The organism is Klebsiella sp. GW_Kp182 (genome assembly GCF_040062275.1).
GTDB classification, from domain to species: Bacteria; Pseudomonadota; Gammaproteobacteria; order Enterobacterales; family Enterobacteriaceae; genus Klebsiella; species Klebsiella michiganensis.
The window spans coordinates 65,558-86,338 of record NZ_JBEAFQ010000042.1; the positions used below are offsets into that span (position 1 = coordinate 65,558).

The 20,781-nt window shown below is 56.6% G+C and carries 15 protein-coding genes; 3 read left to right on the forward strand and 12 right to left on the reverse strand.

Annotated features, from left to right (window positions below; genetic code table 11):
• Window positions 1–53 precede the first annotated feature (53 nt).
• From pyrG to rlmD, 4 genes are all read right to left on the reverse strand, one after another.
• Window positions 54–1,691: a glutamine hydrolyzing CTP synthase gene (pyrG, locus tag ABLU88_RS18355; RefSeq protein ID WP_004105009.1), complete on the reverse strand. Its 1,638-nt coding sequence runs from the start codon at window positions 1,689–1,691 to the stop codon at window positions 54–56.
• Between the two features lie 227 nt (window positions 1,692–1,918).
• Complete coding sequence (mazG, locus tag ABLU88_RS18360) at window positions 1,919–2,710, reverse strand: nucleoside triphosphate pyrophosphohydrolase (RefSeq protein ID WP_048260291.1); 792 nt, start codon at window positions 2,708–2,710, stop codon at window positions 1,919–1,921.
• A gap of 68 nt (window positions 2,711–2,778) precedes the next feature.
• Window positions 2,779–5,016, reverse strand: coding sequence for a GTP diphosphokinase (gene relA / locus ABLU88_RS18365; protein WP_004853643.1), 2,238 nt, complete (start codon window positions 5,014–5,016; stop codon window positions 2,779–2,781).
• 97 nt (window positions 5,017–5,113) lie between these two features.
• Window positions 5,114–6,457 (reverse strand): 23S rRNA (uracil(1939)-C(5))-methyltransferase RlmD, encoded by a 1,344-nt coding sequence (gene rlmD, locus ABLU88_RS18370; protein WP_014226597.1) that lies wholly within the window; start codon window positions 6,455–6,457, stop codon window positions 5,114–5,116.
• Between the two features lie 122 nt (window positions 6,458–6,579).
• Here rlmD and barA point away from each other — a divergent pair, with 122 nt between their 5' ends.
• Entirely contained in the window at window positions 6,580–9,333 is a 2,754-nt protein-coding gene (gene barA, locus ABLU88_RS18375) for a two-component sensor histidine kinase BarA (protein WP_048260293.1), read from the forward strand.
• 49 nt (window positions 9,334–9,382) lie between these two features.
• On the opposite strand, the gene ABLU88_RS18380 is transcribed toward barA, so the two are convergent.
• The 8 genes from ABLU88_RS18380 to syd form a co-directional block, all read right to left on the reverse strand.
• Window positions 9,383–10,522, reverse strand: a complete 1,140-nt coding sequence (locus ABLU88_RS18380) for a glycerate kinase (RefSeq protein WP_025106427.1) — start codon at window positions 10,520–10,522, stop codon at window positions 9,383–9,385.
• A 71-nt stretch (window positions 10,523–10,593) separates the two neighbouring features.
• Window positions 10,594–11,934 (reverse strand): glucarate dehydratase, encoded by a 1,341-nt coding sequence (gudD, locus tag ABLU88_RS18385; protein WP_014226600.1) that lies wholly within the window; start codon window positions 11,932–11,934, stop codon window positions 10,594–10,596.
• Between the two features lie 19 nt (window positions 11,935–11,953).
• Window positions 11,954–13,294, reverse strand: coding sequence for an enolase C-terminal domain-like protein (locus tag ABLU88_RS18390; protein WP_014226601.1), 1,341 nt, complete (start codon window positions 13,292–13,294; stop codon window positions 11,954–11,956).
• Window positions 13,291–14,649 (reverse strand): galactarate/glucarate/glycerate transporter GudP, encoded by a 1,359-nt coding sequence (gudP, locus tag ABLU88_RS18395; protein WP_004124361.1) that lies wholly within the window; start codon window positions 14,647–14,649, stop codon window positions 13,291–13,293. Before gudP ends, ABLU88_RS18390 begins: the two co-directional genes overlap by 4 nt.
• A gap of 484 nt (window positions 14,650–15,133) precedes the next feature.
• On the reverse strand, window positions 15,134–15,577 hold the full coding sequence (locus tag ABLU88_RS18400; protein ID WP_014226602.1) for a flavodoxin: 444 nt from the start codon (window positions 15,575–15,577) through the stop codon (window positions 15,134–15,136).
• 2 nt (window positions 15,578–15,579) lie between these two features.
• On the reverse strand, window positions 15,580–16,374 hold the full coding sequence (gene truC, locus ABLU88_RS18405) for a tRNA pseudouridine(65) synthase TruC (RefSeq protein ID WP_348837514.1): 795 nt from the start codon (window positions 16,372–16,374) through the stop codon (window positions 15,580–15,582).
• Window positions 16,374–16,703, reverse strand: coding sequence for a YqcC family protein (locus ABLU88_RS18410; protein ID WP_014226604.1), 330 nt, complete (start codon window positions 16,701–16,703; stop codon window positions 16,374–16,376). The genes truC and ABLU88_RS18410 overlap by 1 nt, the downstream gene beginning before the upstream one ends.
• A gap of 632 nt (window positions 16,704–17,335) precedes the next feature.
• Entirely contained in the window at window positions 17,336–17,893 is a 558-nt protein-coding gene (gene syd, locus ABLU88_RS18415) for a SecY-interacting protein (RefSeq protein WP_014226606.1), read from the reverse strand.
• Between the two features lie 69 nt (window positions 17,894–17,962).
• Between syd and queF the strand changes: the two genes are divergently transcribed.
• Both queF and ppnN read left to right on the forward strand, forming a co-directional pair.
• Window positions 17,963–18,808: an NADPH-dependent 7-cyano-7-deazaguanine reductase QueF gene (queF, locus tag ABLU88_RS18420; protein ID WP_224225598.1), complete on the forward strand. Its 846-nt coding sequence runs from the start codon at window positions 17,963–17,965 to the stop codon at window positions 18,806–18,808.
• A 111-nt stretch (window positions 18,809–18,919) separates the two neighbouring features.
• Window positions 18,920–20,287: a nucleotide 5'-monophosphate nucleosidase PpnN gene (ppnN, locus tag ABLU88_RS18425; RefSeq protein WP_004853652.1), complete on the forward strand. Its 1,368-nt coding sequence runs from the start codon at window positions 18,920–18,922 to the stop codon at window positions 20,285–20,287.
• Window positions 20,288–20,781 lie beyond the last annotated feature (494 nt).

Consider the following 20,781-nt stretch of genomic DNA (forward strand, 5'->3'; position numbering starts at 1 on the left):
AAAACTCCAGACAAACAATGCACCCGGATGGGTGCATTGCCGTTCTAACTCTTTTACTTCGCCTGACGCTTCTGGTACTCGCCTGCGGCCTTCACAAAGCCAGCAAACAGCGGATGGCCATCACGCGGCGTCGAAGTAAACTCCGGATGGAACTGACAGGCGACGAACCACGGATGGTTAGGCACCTCGATGATCTCGACCAACTGATCATCCCCGGAACGGCCCGCAATACGCAGGCCCGCATTTTCAATCGGCTTCAGCAACATATTGTTGACTTCGTAGCGGTGACGATGGCGTTCGGTAATGGTTGGCTCGCCGTACAGCTGGCGCACCAGGCTATCTTCAGCCAGCTGGCACTGCTGCGCGCCGAGGCGCATCGTGCCGCCGAGATCGCTCTTATCAGAGCGGACTTCGACATTACCGTCTTCATCACGCCATTCGGTAATCAGGGCCACGACCGGGTACTTACAGTCTGGCACAAATTCCGTTGAGTTGGCGTTTTCCATCCCCGCTACGTTGCGCGCGAACTCAATCAGCGCAACCTGCATCCCCAGGCAAATGCCCAGGTATGGAATGTTGTTTTCACGCGCGTAGCGCGCGGTGGCAATCTTACCTTCAACCCCGCGATAGCCGAAGCCACCAGGAATGAGGATAGCGTCTAAATTCTTCAGAATTTCGACGCCGCGCGTTTCCACATCCTGCGAATCAATCAGCTTGATGTTGACGGTGACGCGATTTTTCAGACCGCCGTGTTTCAGCGCTTCAATCACCGATTTGTAGGCGTCCGGCAGTTCAATGTACTTGCCGACCATACCAATGGTGACTTCACCTGCCGGGTTCGCTTCTTCGTAGATAACCTGTTCCCATTCGGCCAGGTTCGCTTCCGGACAGTTTAAGCTGAATCGTTTACAAATATAATCGTCCAGCCCCTGAGATTTCAACAGGCCCGGGATTTTATAAATGGAATCGACATCTTTCATCGAAATAACGGCTTTTTCCGGGACATTGCAGAACAATGCAATTTTGGCACGTTCGTTCGCCGGAATAGCGCGATCGGAGCGGCAGACCAGAATATCAGGCTGAATACCGATGGAGAGCAGTTCTTTAACGGAGTGCTGGGTCGGCTTGGTTTTGACTTCACCCGCGGCGGCCATATACGGCACCAGGGTCAGGTGCATAAACAGCGCGTTTTCACGACCGATATCCACCGCCAGCTGGCGAATCGCTTCAAGGAACGGCAGCGATTCAATATCGCCAACGGTGCCGCCGATTTCAACCAGCACCACATCATGGCCTTCACCGCCGGCCAGCACGCGCTCTTTGATCGCGTTGGTGATGTGCGGAATAACCTGAACGGTGGCACCCAGATAGTCGCCGCGACGCTCTTTGCGCAGGACGTCAGAGTAAATACGACCCGTGGTGAAGTTGTTGCGACGGGTCATCTTGGTGCGAATGAAACGCTCGTAGTGACCCAGGTCCAGATCGGTTTCAGCGCCGTCTTCAGTAACGAACACTTCCCCGTGTTGGATTGGGCTCATGGTGCCCGGATCGACGTTGATGTACGGATCCAGTTTCATCATGGTCACGTTAAGCCCGCGGGCTTCGAGAATGGCTGCGAGGGAAGCTGCGGCAATGCCTTTACCCAGAGAGGATACGACCCCGCCGGTCACAAAAATATAGTTCGTTGTCATGCTGAACCTGAGAAGTTAGGTTTAAAAGACGATGGAATAACCAGGACGGGAAAGCAGTATACCCGATCATGACTGACGCCACAAACTTTCATTATCCCTCCTTTTCATCAGGCCCACACAAACGCAGGGAGTGAGAAAATAGCCGCTTTTGGCGAAATGTTTTTGACGTAAATCAAGCGCTTGTTATTTAAAAAATCACACAAATAGCGCTTGATCACGAAAACTCTTTAGAGATCAGTTTCCTGGCGTTTTACTTCCTGCCACACCAGCTCCATGGTATCGAGGTCAACGCCGGTCATTTCCAGGCCGCGCGCGGCGACAATCCGCTCAACTTCGCGGAACCTGCGCTCAAACTTCAGGTTGGCTTTTTGCAGCGCAACTTCGGCTTTTACCCCTAAATGGCGGGATAAATTGACCGTCGCAAACAGCAGGTCGCCCACTTCCTCCTCCAGTTTAGCTTCATCCACCACGGCCTGCTGCGCTTCGTGCATCACTTCATCTATTTCTTCGTGCACTTTATCCAGCACCGGCCCCAGAGAGGTCCAGTCAAAGCCTACCGCCGAGCAGCGTTTCTGGATTTTATGCGCGCGCATCAGCGCCGGAAGGCTATGCGGGATGTCGTCCAGCGCGGAGTGCTGGGACTTTTCCGCTCGCTCAGCGCTTTTGATCTGTTCCCAGCGGGCCAGCACTTCGCTGCTGCTACCGGCGCTCGCCTCGCCGAAAATATGCGGATGACGGCGCTCCAGCTTGTCGCTGATGGCGGCGCAGATATCGTTAAAATCAAAGCGCCCCTCTTCCTGCGCCATCTGAGCGTAGAAGACGACCTGGAACAACAGGTCGCCCAGCTCACCGCGCAGATCGTCAAAATCTTCGCGGGCGATAGCGTCGAGCACTTCATAGGTTTCTTCAAGGGTATACGGCGCGATGGTGGCAAAGGTCTGCTCTTTGTCCCACGGGCAGCCGTTTTCCGGATCGCGCAGACGCCGCATAATGCCGAGCAGGCGTTCGATTTGAGTCATAAGTCTGTCCTGATAAAAAAATGCCGGGTGGCGGTAGCGCCTGACCCGGCTGACATAAGCGTGGGAGTTTATCCGCCGTGCAGACGACGGGCGTCGATGACGTCAGGTACCTGATTCAGCTTCGCCAGTACGCGCCCCAGCACCTGCAGGTTGTAGATCTCAATGGTCATATCGATCGTCGCCATCTGCTGTTTAGTATCGCTGCGGCTGGCAACGCCCAGCACGTTGACCTTCTCATTGGCGAGAATGGTGGTGATGTCGCGCAGCAGGCCGCTACGATCGTTGGCCTGGACGCGCACCACCAGCGAGTAGCCCGCCGAGTAGCTCTCTCCCCACACCGCGTCAACGATGCGCTCGGGAGCATGAGACTGTAGCTCCGCGAGCTGATCGCAATCCGCGCGGTGCACCGAGATCCCGCGGCCCTGGGTGATAAAGCCCACGATCTCGTCGCCGGGAATCGGCTGGCAGCAGCGCGCAATGTGGTGCATCAGATTGCCGACACCCTCCACCACCACGCGACCATTGTCTTTGCTGCGATTCTGCGGAGCGTGAGTTTTCTGCTGCAGCTGCTTTAACGCCGCCGCATCCTGCTCCGCCGCGCTGGGTTTATTAAACTGCGCCTGCAGGAAATTAACCATCTGGTTGAGGCGAATATCGCCCCCGCCAATCGCCGCCAGCAGTTCGTCCTGCTCGTTAAAGTTGTAGCGCGGCAACAGATGCTTTTCCGCGTCCTTCAGGCTGATGCCGAGATGCTCGAGCTCATCATCAAGGATCTGTCGCCCGGCAAGAATATTCTTGTCGCGATCCTGCTTGCGGAACCAGGCGTGAATTTTGGAACGCCCGCGGCTGGTGGTGACGTAGCCAAGGTTCGGGTTCAGCCAGTCGCGGCTGGGGTTGGGCTGCTTCTGGGTGATGATTTCAATCTGGTCGCCCATCTGCAGCTGATAGGTGAACGGCACAATACGCCCGCCGATTTTCGCCCCGATGCAGCGGTGGCCGACATCGCTGTGTATATGGTAGGCAAAATCGAGCGGCGTCGAACCCGAAGGCAAATCCACCACGTCGCCCTTCGGTGTAAAGACATAAACCCGGTCATCAAAGACCTGGCTACGCACCTCATCCAGCATCTCGCCGGAATCGGCCATCTCTTCCTGCCAGGCGATCAGTTTACGCAGCCAGGCAATGCGATCTTCATAGCCGCGCCCGCCGCTGGCCGCTGCGCTGGCGCCCTCTTTATACTTCCAGTGCGCGGCCACGCCCAGCTCGGCATCTTCATGCATCTGGCGGGTACGGATCTGAATTTCAATGGTTTTTCCGCCGGGGCCAAGCACAACGGTATGAATTGACTGGTAGCCATTAGGCTTGGGATTGGCGACGTAATCATCGAACTCATCCGGCAGATGGCGGTAATGAGTATGCACGATCCCCAGCGCGGCATAGCAGTCCTGCAGGCGCTCGGCGACAATACGCACCGCCCGCACGTCAAACAGCTCGTCGAAGGCGAGATGTTTTTTCTGCATTTTGCGCCAGATGCTGTAGATATGCTTGGGACGCCCGTAGACCTCAGCCTTGACGCCCTCAGTTTTCATTTCCGTGCGTAAATGGCTGACGAATTCATCAATATAATGTTCACGATCGATGCGCCGCTCGTGTAACAGCTTAGCGATTCGCTTATATTCCGCCGGATGCAGATAGCGGAAGCAGTAATCTTCGAGCTCCCACTTCAGCTGGCCGATCCCCAGGCGGTTGGCCAGCGGCGCGTAAATATTGGTACACTCTTTTGCCGCCAGTACGCGCTCATCTTCCGGCGCATCTTTCACTTCACGCAGATGGGCGATACGCTCGGCGATTTTAATCACCACGCAGCGGAAGTCATCGACCATCGCCAGCAGCATGCGGCGAATGTTGTCCACCTGTTCAGAGGAGACCGAATCCGTATGGGTGGCTTTAAGCTGGCGTATCGCGGCCATGTCCCGCACGCCGTGGATCAGGGTGACGACCGATTTCCCGACGCTCTCCTGCATGATCTCTTCGCTGACGACGTTGCCGTCCGCCAGCGGGAAAAGCATCGCCGCACGCAGCGTATCGATATCCATGCTCAACATGGAGAGAATTTCCACCATCTCCACGCCGCGCCATAGCAGGAGATCGGCCTGCGGATGCCCCTGCGTTTTCTCTCGACAATAATCCCAGGTTTCGGCTAAGCGTTCACACGACTGCTGGCTGGAAATTCCCAGACTCGCGATCCATTTCTTCGGGTCAAATTCACCAGCTTTATTTAAATGTGCACTTCTTACCGCAACCATTGTCCTCTCCTTAAGGGACCGCCTGCCGAAGTCGGCAAGCCTCAACTTTTACACTTCATCCTTCAAACCGCGTCAACGCTGGCGTTCGTCTTTTATCTCAGTCACCTGCTTCTGAGGATGCCGCTTCACTGCGATTTGAATGATTCTTGTGCTCAAACAACACCATTGATTCCAGATGTCCGGTATGCGGGAACATATCGAGCATCGCCAGGCGTTGAATGGTATATCCCGCCTGCAATAAAACGTCGCTATCGCGCGCCAGGGTCGCCGGGTTACATGAAACATACACCACCCGACGCGGCGCTAATTTTATAATATGTAACATAACGCCCGCCGCGCCGGCGCGCGCCGGGTCGAGCAAGACCTTATCAAAACCGTGCTTCGCCCACGCCTGGCGGGTGACGTCCTCTTCCAGGTTCTCATGGAAGAAAGTCACATTATGCAACCCGTTCAACGCCGCGTTCTCCTGGCCCTTCGCCACCAGCGCGGGAACCCCTTCAACGCCAACCACCTGCGCCGCACGCTTCGCCAGCGGCAGGGTAAAGTTGCCCATGCCGCAAAAGAGGTCCAGCACGCGATCCTGAGGCTGGATATCCAGCCATTCCAGCGCCGTACGCACCATCAGTTGGTTTACGCCATCGTTCACCTGGATAAAATCGCGCGGACTGAACACTAAGCGTAGACCGTCCGAGGTATACCAGGGGGCTTCCCCGCGAATATGTTCCAGTATCTCGCTTTGCGGGGCGAGGTACAGGGAAAGACCGTGAGATTGCGAAAAACGTTCCAGCTTTTCTTTATCTGCCGCGGGAAGCGCCGCCGTATGGCGCAATACCATCAGCGGGCCGTTATCCGCCTGCACCAGCTCAACGTGGCCAAGCTGACGCACCGATTTCAATTCGCTAAGACATTCACGTACCGCGGGCAATAGCGCACCAAGAGTGGGCACCAAAACGGGGCACTGCACCACATCGACGATCTCGCTGGCGTTAGCCTTGCGGAAGCCCATCTGTAATTGTTGGGACTTTGGCTGATAATTCAAGCTCAGACGCGCCCGGCGGCGATAGCCCCACGGCGAAGCGGCTATAATGTCATCAACGTCGCGCTTCATCAGCCTCGCGAGCGCGGCGCGTTTGCTCTGCTGCTGCAGTTCAATGCTGGCGTGCTGCTGCTGGCACCCGCCGCAGATGCCAAAATGCGGGCAGCGCGGCGCCTGCCGCTGCGGGCTATCGCTAAGACGGCGTTTAACCTGGGCGCGGGCGTACTGTTTTTTATCTTCGACCACAACAACGTCAGCCTGCTCCTGTGGCAATAAACCGCTGATAAACAGCGCCTTACCCTGATGACGCGCAACGCCCTGGCCGAAGGGGTCAAGGTCATTTACTGTAACGGTTATGATCTGGCGCGTCGTCACACGCCGTTTTGCAGAGTAGAATTGCGCCATCGTAGAGATTTGTCTCAATTAAATATACTGACTCTGGATAAGAGTTCGGTCAGGATGAGCCAGAGTAACAACGCACCAGCCTCCTGAAAGATGATGTGTATATTCTCCCATAATGGAACCGCATGACCAACTACAGCCTTCGTGCCCGCATGATGATTCTTATTCTGGCGCCTACCGTTCTGATCGGTCTGCTGCTCAGTATTTTCTTCGTCGCACACCGCTATAACGACCTACAGCGCCAGCTGGAGGATGCCGGCGCCAGTATTATCGAACCGCTGGCGGTCTCCAGTGAATATGGCATGAATTTGCAAAACCGCGAGTCAATCGGGCAGCTCATCAGCGTGCTGCACCGCCGCCACTCCGATATTGTGCGCGCCATTTCCATCTACGACTCGCACAACAGGCTGTTCGTCACCTCTAACTTTCAGCTCGATCCCGGCGAACTTCAGCTGCCAAAAGGGGAACCCTTTCCCCGCCGCCTGAGCGTGGTGCGCCACGGCGATTTGATGATTTTGCGTACCCCTATTATCTCGGAAAGCTATTCACCGGATGAATCGCCGGGAAGCGATGCCAAGATGCCGGATAATATGCTGGGCTACGTGGCGCTTGAGATGGATCTCAAATCGGTGCGGCTACAGCAGTACAAAGAGATCTTTATCTCCAGCGTGATGATGCTGTTCTGTATCGGTATTGCGCTGATCTTCGGCTGGCGGCTGATGCGCGACGTGACCGGGCCGATCCGCAATATGGTGAATACCGTTGACCGCATCCGCCGGGGCCAGCTTGATAGCCGCGTCGAAGGCTTTATGCTCGGCGAGCTGGATATGCTGAAAAACGGTATCAACTCCATGGCTATGTCGCTGGCGGCCTACCACGAAGAGATGCAGCATAACGTCGATCAGGCGACATCGGATCTGCGGGAAACGCTTGAACAGATGGAAATCCAGAACGTCGAGCTGGACCTGGCGAAAAAACGCGCGCAGGAAGCGGCGCGAATCAAATCCGAATTCCTCGCCAACATGTCCCATGAACTGCGCACGCCGCTCAACGGCGTCATTGGCTTTACCCGCCTGACGCTGAAGACCGACTTAAACACCACCCAGCGCGATCACCTGACGACCATTGAGCGTTCCGCGAATAATCTGCTGGCCATCATTAACGATGTTCTGGACTTCTCTAAGCTCGAAGCCGGGAAGCTTATTCTGGAGAGTATTCCGTTCCTGCTGCGCACTTCGCTGGACGAGGTGGTCACGCTGCTGGCGCACTCGGCGCACGATAAGGGGCTGGAGCTGACGCTGAATATCAAAAACGATGTGCCGGATAACGTCATTGGCGACCCGCTGCGCCTGCAGCAAATTATTACCAACCTGATGGGCAACGCCATCAAGTTTACCGAACACGGCAATATCGACGTGCTGGTGGAACAGCGCGCCATCAGCAACTCAAGAGTACAAATCGAAGTCCAGATCCACGATACCGGTATCGGGATTCCTGAACGCGATCAGTCGCGTCTGTTCCAGGCGTTCCGCCAGGCCGACGCCAGCATCTCCCGTCGCCACGGCGGAACCGGACTTGGGCTGGTCATCACCCAGCGGCTGGTGAAAGAGATGGGCGGCGATATCTCCTTCCATAGCCAGCCTAATCGCGGCTCGACGTTCTGGTTCCATATCAGCCTCGACCTCAACCCCAACGCGGTTCCCGACAGCGTGCCAACCCAGTGCCTGGCGGGTAAAAAGCTGGCCTATATCGAGGCCAACGCGGCGGCGGCGCAGTGTACGATGGAGCTACTGGCGACAACGCCGCTGGAGGTGGTTTACAGTCCGACGATGACCGCCCTACCGGATGCTCACTACGATATCCTGCTGGCCGGCATTCCCGTATCAATACGCGACCTGAGCCAGCATCGCGATAAGCTGGAAAGAGCCAGCAAGCTTGCCGATCATCTGGTGCTGGCCCTGCCGTGCCACGCCCAGGTCAGCGCCGAAACGCTGCGCCAGGACGGCATTGCCGCCTGTTTGCTTAAGCCATTGACCTCAACGCGCTTACTGCCGGCGCTGACGGCCTCCTGCCAGACGCAGCCGACGGTTCTGCCGCCGCGTTCCGATAGTAAGAAGCTTCCGATGACGGTCATGGCCGTTGATGACAATCCGGCGAATCTCAAGCTTATCGGCGCCCTGCTGGAGGATTTAGTCCAGCACGTTATCCTCTGCGACAGCGGCCAGCACGCCGTCGAGCGGGCCAGAGAAACGCAGCAGGATCTGATTCTGATGGATATTCAGATGCCGGAGATGGATGGGATCCGCGCCTGCGAACTGATTCACCAGCTCCCTCATCAACAGCAAACGCCGGTGATCGCCGTGACCGCCCACGCCCTGGAAGGGCAGCGAGAGAAATTACTCAGCGCGGGGATGAACGACTATCTGGCGAAACCCATTGAGGAGGATAAGCTCTACAGCCTGCTGCTGCGCTACCAGCCGGGAAAGACGCTACCGCCGCAGGTCGCCGCGGAGCCTGTTGAGCCGCCCGTTAACCATGACATCACCCTCGACTGGCAGCTGGCGCTGCGTCAGGCGGCGATGAAACCGGATCTGGCGCGGGAAATGCTGCAGATGCTGCTCGCCTTTATGCCGGAGGTGCGTAACAAGGTAGAAGAACAGCTGGTGGGAGAACAGCCGGAAGGCGTGCTGGATCTTATTCATAAGCTTCACGGCAGCTGTAGCTATAGCGGCGTGCCGCGGCTGAAAAAACTGTGTCACACCCTTGAGAGCCAGCTACGCGCGGGCACCGCCGCCGAGGAGATGGAGCCGGAGTTTCTGGAGCTGCTGGATGAAATGGACAACGTCGCGCGCGAAGCCTGTAAGCTGTTGGGGATTTAGAGGATGTAAAACGCGAGCCCCGGTCTGCGCTTCGCGACCGGGGAAAAACCTATAATAGCCGGCCCATTTTCAGCACGGCGGCGACGTTTCTCGCCGTCATACGCACGTTTTCGGCGGCATTTTCCAGTGCTTGCTCCAGGGTGCAAACGGAATAAATCACGCTGAATACCGCATCCAGGCCGTGCTGATGCACGACGCCGACGTCAGCCGTCAGGCTCCCGGCAATGCCGATGACCGGCAGGTTGTAGCGTTTTGCCACCCTCGCCACGCCAACCGGCACTTTGCCGTGAACCGTCTGGCTATCGATACGCCCTTCGCCGGTGATCACCAGGTCCGCATCCGCCACGATATCGGCAAGATGGAGCGCATCGGTCACAATCTCAATGCCCGGCCGCAGCTTTGCGCCGCAAAAGGCGTACAGGCCCGCGCCCATTCCCCCCGCCGCGCCGCCGCCTTCAAGATGCAGCACATCAAGTTCTAAATCGCGATGGATAATATCGGCAAAATGGGCCAGCGCGTTGTCAAGGCAGGGGATCATCTCCGCCGTCGCCCCTTTCTGCGGCCCAAATACCGCCGTCGCACCCTGTGGTCCCGTCAGCGGGTTGGTAACATCGCAAGCGACGTCAATACGACAGCCGGCCAGGCGTTTATCAAGTTCGCTAACGTCGATGCGCGCGAGGCTCTCCAGCGCGCGTCCGCCGGCGGCAATCTGCTGGTTATCTTTGGTCAGCAGTTTCGCCCCCAGCGCCTGTACCATCCCGGCGCCGCCGTCGTTCGTCGCGCTGCCGCCGATGCCGATAATAATTTGGCTCACTCCGGCATCCAGCGCATGGCGAATCAGCTCGCCGGTCCCCCATGAAGTGGTCAGCAAAGGATTTCGCCGCGCCGGCGGTACGCTCTCCAGGCCGCTTGCCGCCGCCATTTCAATAAACGCGCACTGCCTGTCGCCCGACAGGCCATAAAAGGCCTCCACGGGTTCACCGAGCGGACCGGTGACGGTGACCGCAATCCGGCATCCCTGGGTCGCGGCAACCATGGCTTCAACGGTTCCTTCGCCACCGTCGGCAACCGGCAGCTTAACGTACTCCGCATCGGCGTAAATTTCCCGAAAACCTTGTTCTATCGCGGTTGCGACATCCAGCGCACTCAGGCTCTCCTTGTATGAATCCGGTGCGATCACTATCTTCATATGCTGTCCTTAAAATGAACGATTACCCGACGCCGTGCAGGAAACCGGTCCCCGAAGGGACCGGTATTTCTTTAGCGCACCATGCATGGACGCTTGTTATCAAACGTCCAGTTCGGGATCAAATACTGCATGCCCATCGCGTCATCGCGCGCGCCCAGGCCGTGTTTCTGGTACAGCTCATGGGCTTTCATCACCCGATCCATATCGAGCTCCACGCCCAGACCCGGTTTCGCCGGTACCTGTACCATCCCGCCTTTAATTTCAAAGGGCTCTTTGGTCAGACGCTGGTTACCCTCCTGCCAGATCCAGTGGGTGTCGATGGCGGTAATTTTACCCGGCGCTGCCGCTGCCACGTGGGTAAACATCGCCAACGAGATATCAAAGTGGTTGTTAGAGTGCGAGCCCCAGGTCAGGCCAAACTCGTGGCACATCTGCGCCACGCGGACGGAACCCTGCATGGTCCAGAAGTGCGGATCCGCCAGCGGGATATCGACGGACTGCAGCGACAGCGTGTGGCCCATCTGACGCCAGTCGGTCGCGATCATATTGGTCGCCGTCGGCAGGCCGGTGGCGCGGCGGAACTCCGCCATCACTTCGCGTCCGGAGAAGCCCTGTTCTGCGCCGCACGGATCTTCCGCATAGGCCAGAGAGCCTTTCAGGTATTTGCCAATTTTGATCGCTTCATCCAGCGACCACGCGCCGTTCGGATCGAGGGTCACGCGCGCCTGCGGGAAGCGCTTCGCCAGCGCAACGATGGACTCCGCTTCCTCTTCCCCGGCCAGTACGCCGCCTTTCAGTTTAAAGTCATTAAAGCCATATTTCTCATACGCCGCTTCCGCCAGGCGCACCACCGCATCCGGGGTCATCGCTTCATCATGACGCAGGCGATACCAGTCGCATTTGTCATCCGGCTGGCTCTGATACGGCAGCGGCGTGGCTTTACGGTTGCCGACGAAGAACAGGTAGCCGAGCATTTCCACTTCGCTGCGCTGTTGGCCATCGCCCAGCAGAGACGCCACGTTCACGCCCAGATGCTGGCCCAGCAGGTCAAGCATCGCCGCTTCGATCCCGGTCACTACGTGAATTGTGGTACGCAGATCGAAGGTCTGCAAACCGCGTCCACCGGCGTCGCGGTCGGCGAAAGTATTGCGCACGGCGGTCAGCACGTTTTTGTATTCACCCAGCGTCTTACCGACCACCAGCGGGATCGCGTCCTCCAGGGTGGTGCGGATTTTCTCTCCGCCGGGGATTTCACCGACGCCGGTATGGCCGGAATTATCTTTGATCACCACAATATTGCGCGTGAAGAACGGGGCGTGCGCGCCGCTCAGGTTCATCAGCATGCTGTCGTGGCCCGCGACCGGAATGACCTGCATAGAAGAAACAACGGGGGTCGAAAATTGTGCGCTCATAATTTATTCCTTATTCAAATCAGTGACGGCCGAAAACGGGGCGTTTACGGTCAAAAGTCCATCCGGGGATCAGGTACTGCATTGGGCCTGCGTCATTACGCGCGCCGCCGGGCAGCTTTTTATACGCCTCATGCGCTTTCTGTACCTGCTCCCAGTCCAGCTCAACGCCAAGTCCTGGCGCGTCCGGAACAGCAATTTTTCCGTGCTTAATCTCCAGCGGATTTTTGGTCAGGCGGCAATCTCCCTCCTGCCAAATCCAGTGGGTATCAATGGCCGTGGGGTTACCCGGCGCCGCCGCGCCGACGTGGGTGAACATGGCCAGTGAAATATCAAAGTGGTTATTGGAATGGCAGCCCCAGGTCAGGCCCCAGTCATCGCACAGCTGCGCCACGCGCACCGCGCCGGACAGGGTCCAGAAGTGCGGATCGGCCAGCGGAATATCCACGGCGTTCAGCATCACCGCATGGCCCATTTCGCGCCAGTTGGTGGCGATCATGTTAGTTGCCACCGGCAAACCGGTGGCGCGGCGGAATTCCGCCATCACTTCGCGGCCGGAAAAGCCCTGCTCGGCGCCGCAGGGGTCTTCGGCGTAGGTCAGCACATCGTTCAGCCCTTTGCACAGGGCGATGGCTTCATCCAGCAGCCAGGCGCCGTTAGGGTCGACCGTAATGCGCGCATCCGGGAAACGCTTCTTCAGCGCGCGGGCGGTTTCGATCTCCTGCTCGCCGGGCAGCACGCCGCCCTTGAGTTTGAAATCTTTAAAGCCGTAGCGATCCTGCGCGGCTTCCGCCAGCCGCACCACCGCCTCGCTGTTCAGCGCTTCCTGATGACGCAGGCGATACCACGCGTGGCTGCCCGGCGTGCTTTCCAGATAGGGCAGATCGGTCTTCGTACGATCGCCCACGTAGAACAGGTAGCCCAGCACGGTCACCGCATCGCGCTGCTTGCCCGGCCCCAGCAGTTCGCAAACCGGCACGTTGAGCGCCTTGCCCAACAGATCCAGCAGCGCAGCCTCCAGCGCCGCCACCGCGTTCACCCGCAGTTCGAACGTCCAGGCGCCTTTACCAAAGGTGTCAAAATCCGCGGCCTGGTTGCCTTTATGCACCTGCTGAACCACTTTATTCAGGCGGGCGATTTCCTGCCCCAAAACCATCGGGATCGCCTCCACCAGCGTCTGATAAATCACCTCGCCGCCGGGCGCTTCGCCGACGCCGGTATTGCCGGCGCTGTCGGTCAGCACCACGATATTACGGGTAAAGTACGCGTTATGGGCACCGCCGATATTGAGCAGCATACTGTCCTGCCCGGCTACCGGGATAACCTTCATGTCGGTGATAACGGGGCTCGATTGCGTTGTCATGATGATTGTCCTGCCACAGGTTTCAGTTCAATACGCTTAATATCGCCGACCAGAACCAGATAGCTCAGCACCGCCACCAGCGCATGGACGCCCACATAAATCAGCGCGCCGTTAAACGAACCGGTGGTGCCAACGATGTAGCCAATCGCAATCGGCGTCACGATGCCGGAGATATTGCCGAACATGTTGAACAGACCGCCGCTCAGCCCGCTGATCTCTTTCGGTGCCGTATCCGCCATGACCGCCCAGCCCAGCGCGCCGATGCCTTTACCGAAGAAGGCCAGCGCCATAAAGCCGATAATCATCCACTCCACGTTGACGTAGTTACAGAACACCATCACCATCGACAGCAGCATCCCCATCACGATCGGCGTTTTACGCGCGATGTTCAGCGAGCCGGTACGACGCATCAGCCAGTCGGAAATAATCCCGCCGAGCACGCCGCCCGCGAAGCCGCAGATAGCCGGCACCGAAGCGACAAAACCGGCTTTCAGAATGGACATGCCGCGCGCCTGCACCAGATAAACCGGGAACCAGGTGATAAAGAAATAGGTTAAAGCGTTAATGCAGTACTGTCCGATATAGACGCCAATCATCATGCGGGAGCCCAGCAGCTGCTTAATTTGCCCCCATTTTACGCTAAACGGCACCTTAGCTTTGGCCGCCGCCTGATCCATGTTGATCAGCGCGCCGCCAGCGGCGATGTAATCGAGCTCTTTTTGGTTCACGCCCGGATGCTGGTTGGGTTCATGAATGACCTTCAGCCAGACAAAGCTGATGATAATCCCGAGTCCGCCCATAAAGAAGAACACGTGCGACCAGCCCACCTCATGGGTCAGCCAACCCATGATTGGCGCAAAAATAACGGTGGCAAAGTATTGCGCGGAGTTAAAGATAGCCACCGCGGTGCCCCTCTCCTGCGCCGGGAACCACGCCGCGACGATACGGCTGTTTCCGGGGAAAGATGGCGCTTCGGCCAGGCCGACAAGGAAACGCAGGGTAAACAGCGCGACGATAATGCCGAAGCCGCTGAAGATATCGACGAAGCCCTGCAGCAGGGTAAACATGGACCAGATAAAAATGGACCAGAAGTAGACGCGTTTTGAACCGAAACGGTCAAGCAGCCAACCGCCCGGGATTTGGCCGATCACATAGGCCCATGAAAACGCGGAGAAAACATACCCCATGCCAACGGCGTCAAGACCAATATCTTTGGCCATCTCCGATCCGGCAATGGATAAGGTGGCGCGGTCGCCGTAGTTGAAGGATGTGACGATAAACAGCATCACCACTATCCAGTAGCGAGCATTGGTGCGCTTTTCAGCGCCGCTCGCCGCCTGACTTAATGAACTCATTGTTGCACTCCTGAATCATAGCGTTAGCTACGTTCATTCTGAACAGCACAACCTGTAGGGTACTCAGAATGACGTGTTAGTGTTTTTCATTGTTTTCGTTATATCTGGCACTGCATTGGGAACTGGCAGGGAAAGTATAAAAAGAGGGGCTGGCGGGCTCACCGTGCAAATACACAGCTTTCACCGGCTGAGTAAATGTGATTTATGGCGTATGCCTAATGAGATGGGGGATGGTTCACGGAAATGAAAAACCGCGCGCGTTCAGAGGCGGAAACGGCGGTGCAAAAGGCAGGAGTGTGAATCAACTCTCTTGACCCCGTGAAATAGCCCGGTAAAGGCCCTGGCATTACACAGGTTTTAAGGCAAATGCCCGAAGCCAGCCACGTGGAGAATTGGTACGATCTTTTTGACCGTTAATCTGGCTCTGGCATTGAACATCAGTAAAAAAGGAGCGCCCTCTAGTGTAGGGAGAGGGCGAAACTTTTTAATCGAGCAGCGACGCCCACTGCGTTACCCATGGGTTAGAGACGCTTTCGGGTTCCGGATCTTCGCTGGCGTCAATCATCAGCATCTCGCCAACGCGCGTGCCGCCCTGTTCCTGCAATAACGCATCAAACTTTAAGCCGCCGCCGCAGAAGTTAGCGTAGGTGCTATCGCCCAAGGCGATAATCCCATAGCGTAAATGCGGCTGATACATATCTTTGATGCCTTCGTACAAGGGCACGATACTGTCCGGTAAATCGCCCTGTCCGGTGGTCGATGTCACCACCAGCACATATCTACCGCTATACGACTCCCAGTCTTTCACCTCGGGATCCTCAAAGACTTTCGCCTGATGCCCCAGCCCGCTCAAAATAGCCTGCGCCTCTTCGGCGACCAGGAGCGAATTTCCATACATCGTGCCGACAAAAATTCCGACTTCTGCCATGACTATCTCCCTGAATTGACCTGTATCTCTTCATCCTGACCGCAGTCGTCGGCAAACTCAACCCTTTCATTTAGCGGGAGAAGGCCGCGCCAGCCAAACTGCGACAGCGCACGCATCCAGACCTCGTCAAGACCGGCGCGAATAACCAACGGTTCGCCGGTAAAGGGATGCGTTAACGAGAGCTGGCTGGCGTGCAGCATCAGCCGATCGCAGCCAAAGTGCGCCGCCGCGCTGCGATTCTGCCGCAAATCGCCGTGTTTGCTATCGCCGATAATCGGATGGCGAAGATGGGCAAGATGGCGACGTAGCTGGTGTTTACGTCCGGTTTTCGGTTCAAGCTCCACCAGGCTATAGCGGGTCGTGGGGTAACGGCCGGTCGCCACCGGCATCTCTACCGTCGCCAGGCCGCGATAATGCGTCACCGCCGGCTGCGGGTCTTTATTTTCGCGGGCAAACTTATCGGCGATTTTATCCAGTTCCTCAACCAGCGGGTAATCAAGCACCGCTTCGTCGCTCAGCCAGCCGCGAGCGATCGCATGATAGCGTTTCTGCATTTGATGCTGCTCGAACTGCTGCGACAGCAATCTTCCCGCTTCGCTCGACAGCCCCATCAGCAGCACGCCGGACGTCGGCCTGTCGAGGCGATGGGCGGTGAATACGTGCTGGCCTATCTGGTCGCGCACGGTCTGCATCACCACCACTTTTTCATCACGATCCAGCCAGCTGCGGTGCACCAGCCAGCCCGATGGCTTGTTCACCGCGACCAGCCACTGGTCCTGATATAAAATCTCCAGCATCAGGCTTCGCCGCCGGCAAACAGCGCATCCAGCAGGACCAGTTCGGCCAGCACCCGCTCGCGCACGGGGTGAGCATTATCCAGAGCCATCTCATAATAGGGCGCAACGGCGAAGTTCTGCGGCAGCGGCGTTCCGCTTTCCAGAAGCTGGTGCATACGCGGAATCAATACCCACTGCAGCCATTCAAGCGGCTCCATGGTGTCGAGGCAAAACGGCTGTTCGCTGGCAAACGCGCGGCTATCGGGGGCACTATCCTGCCAGTGTTCCGTTTCGCGCAGCAGCGCTTCAATGGCGAGCAGGCGCTCGCGCACGCGATGGTCAAGAGTCATGGGAAACCTCGGTGAGTTAAAAACCGGCGCAGAATAGCAAATTCAGACGAGAAATAAAAAAAGGGAGCACTGTATAAAACAGTGCTCCCGGTTCGTTTTGCAGCAATCCAGCTACATTGGTGCTCCCTGCTCGTCCTTGAAAACTTTTCCTGAGGTCTCCTGACCATGTTCATCCATAAACAGTTGCATCCTGCTTTCACACCACCCCGATGCGAAATAACTCATCCTTAAGTCTGTCCTGATCTTCCTGATCCACCGAACGTCCCGCTCGGCTCTCGTTCTCCTTCCTGGAGGTGTCCTTTTACGCAATCCTGCGTTATCCTGTGCTTCATCCTGAAGCCTGTCCTTGCAACGCCATCCCGGCGGGTCCTGCAGAAGCGTCATCATCCTGATGTTCACTTCGTTTATCAACTCCCTGTCGATGTGTATAGAATCCCTGATTCCGCCCTGTCTTACAACCCTTGTTAAGACAATATCTTAAGATTAATCGTCAGTATCCTTAATGAGAAAATCATTAATCACTTGAAAAATATTATATTTCTTAAAATACGCCCCTGAAGGATCGGCTTAAATGATGACGATCTCTTACAGGTCTTGTAAGAGATCTCTCACAAAAGTTTGGGTAGTGTGGATTACAGAACTGGCTTAAGGGAATTAAGGAAACTCGCAAGCGAGGGAGAAAGGGTCGTCCGTTTTCGGGTGCCGAGGGTCTCTTTGATCACTTCACCGCTCATATTACAGACCGAAATGACCTCCAGTTCGCTGTCCAGCGTGGCGATAAACAGCGTGGGCGACAGCTTCAAACGCTTTTGCACCAGCAGATGACCAATCAGATTCTCCTGCACCCGCTGGAAATCATCCGGGCTCCAGGTTTGCAGCAGCGTCATGGTTTCATCGGCAGTTTCATCGGCAAAACGCGCCTGCATATCGCCGGCAAACTGAGTGGTATAATAAGCATGAAGCGGTTGTTGTACCACAATCTCCAGCGCCCGTTCAACCGCGTCAATATTTTGTGCTAATGAAAACGGCTGCGGCTGCCAGAAAACGCCGTCATCATCCGTGCCGTTGACGCACGGCGACGGGATACCGTAAAGCTCTTCGCTGCGCGGCAGGCTGGAGCGCTGCTGCTGCCACGCCTCACAATAACGTTGGGTAAATGCTTGTAGCGCTTCTGCGGTTTGCTGGTCCACCGGTTTCTCTCTTCACGTTAGACAGGATACACTTGGCATATAGTGTAACCGCTTTAACTATGGTGAAACATGTCTTCTTACGATAATCATCAGGCGCTGGCCGGCCTGACGCTCGGAAAATCAACCGATTACCGCGACACCTACGACGCCAGCCTGCTTCAGGGCGTCCCACGCAGCCTGAACCGCGACCCGCTGGATCTGCACGCCGATAACCTGCCGTTTCACGGCGCCGATATCTGGACGCTGTATGAGCTCTCCTGGCTGAACGCCAAAGGCCTGCCGCAGGTCGCCGTGGGCCACGTGGAGCTCAGCGATACCACCGTAAACCTGGTGGAATCAAAAAGCTTTAAGCTCTATCTCAACAGCTTCAACCAGACGCGCTTTGCCGACTGGCAGGCGGTCGAGGCGACGCTGGCGCACGATCTCAGCGCCTGTGCGCAAGGAGAAGTGAAGGTAGCGCTGTATCGCCTCGATGAGCTCGAAGGCCAGCCGGTCGCTCATCTGCACGGCACCTGCATCGACGACCAGGATATTGAAATCGATAATTACCAGTTCAGCGCCGATTACCTGCAGGACGCCGCGGCCGGCAAAGTGGTCGAAGAGACCCTGGTCAGCCATCTGCTGAAGTCCAACTGCCTGATTACCCACCAGCCAGACTGGGGGTCGGTGCAAATCCAGTATCGCGGGGCGAAAATCGATCGCGAAAAGCTGCTGCGCTATCTGGTGTCATTCCGCCACCACAACGAGTTCCACGAGCAGTGCGTAGAGCGCATCTTCAATGACATTCAGCGTTTCTGCCAGCCGGAAGCCCTTTCCGTTTATGCGCGCTACACGCGACGAGGCGGTCTTGATATCAACCCGTGGCGCAGCAATACCGATTTTGTGCCGGCCACCGGTCGCCTCGCCCGTCAATAGTAAACATTTTCACAATTTGCGCGCGTTAACCCGCGCGCAAGGTTGTGAAAACGCCATCAGCAGGGCTATTGTAATCACAGGAAGACGATAATCGTCCTGTAAGGAGTTCACTTGATTACACATGTTAGCCCGCTTGGTTCAATGGATATGCTGTCGCAGCTGGAAGTGGATATGCTTAAACGCACCGCCAGCAGTGACCTGTATCAACTCTTTCGCAACTGCTCGCTTGCTGTGCTCAACTCGGGGAGCCTGACCGATAACAGCAAGGAGCTTCTGTCTCGTTTTGAAAACTTCGATATTAACGTGCTGCGTCGCGAACGCGGCGTGAAGCTGGAACTGATCAACCCGCCGGAAGACGCTTTCGTTGACGGGCGTATTATCCGTTCCCTGCAGGCCAACCTGTTTGCCGTACTGCGCGATATTCTGTTCGTCTACGGCCAAATCCACAATACCGTTCGCTTCCCGAATCTCGATCTTGAAAGCTCGGTGCATATCACCAACCTGGTTTTCTCCATTTTGCGTAACGCCCGCGCCCTGCACGTCGGCGAAGCGCCAAACATGATTGTCTGCTGGGGCGGCCACTCGATTAACGAAAACGAATATCTGTACGCCCGCCGCGTCGGCACCCAGCTGGGCCTGCGCGAACTGAATATCTGTACCGGCTGTGGACCGGGCGCGATGGAAGCGCCGATGAAAGGCGCCGCCGTCGGCCACGCGCAGCAGCGTTACAGAGACAGCCGCTTTATCGGTATGACCGAGCCGTCGATTATCGCCGCCGAGCCGCCGAACCCGCTGGTGAACGAACTGATCATCATGCCGGATATCGAAAAACGCCTGGAGGCGTTCGTGCGCATCGCCCACGGCATCATCATCTTCCCGGGCGGCGTGGGCACGGCGGAAGAGCTGCTCTATCTGCTGGGCATTTTGATGCACCCGTCGAACAAGTCGCAGGTTCTGCCGCTGATTCTCACCGGGCCAAAAGAGAGCGCCGATTATTTCCGCGTGCTGGATGAGTTTATCGTCCATACGCTGGGTGAAGCCGCCCGTCGTCACTATCGCATTATCGTTGACGACGCCGCGGAAGTGGCCCGGCAGATGAAAAAAGCGATGCCGATGGTGAAAGAGAATCGCCGCGAGACCGGCGACGCCTACAGCTTCAACTGGTCGATGCGCATTGCGCCGGACCTGCAGATGCCGTTCGATCCGACCCATGAGAATATGGCCAACCTTAAACTCTATCCGGACCAGCCGGTGGAAGTGCTGGCAGCGGATCTCCGCCGCGCCTTCTCCGGTATCGTCGCCGGTAACGTTAAAGAGGTGGGTATCCAGGCTATCGAGAAATTCGGCCCGTATAAGATTCACGGCGACCCGGCAATGATGCGCCGCATGGACGATCTGCTGCAGGGCTTTGTGGCGCAGCATCGTATGAAGCTGCCGGGCGGCACCGCTTACATCCCCTGCTACGAAATCTGTTCCTGAGTTCTCTTCTGCTCTTCTCCCGGGCGGCGGCTTACGCCCCCGGGCTATTTCTCCCCGCCCGGGCGGCACTCTTTCTCCGCTTTTTCGCTTCTCCATTCGCCCGTATGCTTTCCAGATAAATCATTCCTTTTATGAATTTTTAGCATCGCCTTTACAAAAGCCAATCGTTTGCGTTTCCAAAAACTGCAATAAATATCACCAGGAAAAACGCCTTTTAACGTAAAAACGTCGAGAACTTCGCATTTTTACAGTAAAAACCTCGTTATTACGTCGCGCCACTATTCTCTCATATGCTGAAAATGATAGCCTCCGCGCCACAAATCTCTGGCTGATCACCAGAAACAGGCTGTTGGACTAAAATTGCTTACATTTAAAGTGGATTATTGCATTTGAGATCGCGATCACTGATGCATTCACCATATAAATGTATCTTCCCGCACCAATTGTTACGGAGAAAATGCCTAAAAAACCGTAAACAAACGAATTTCATATTA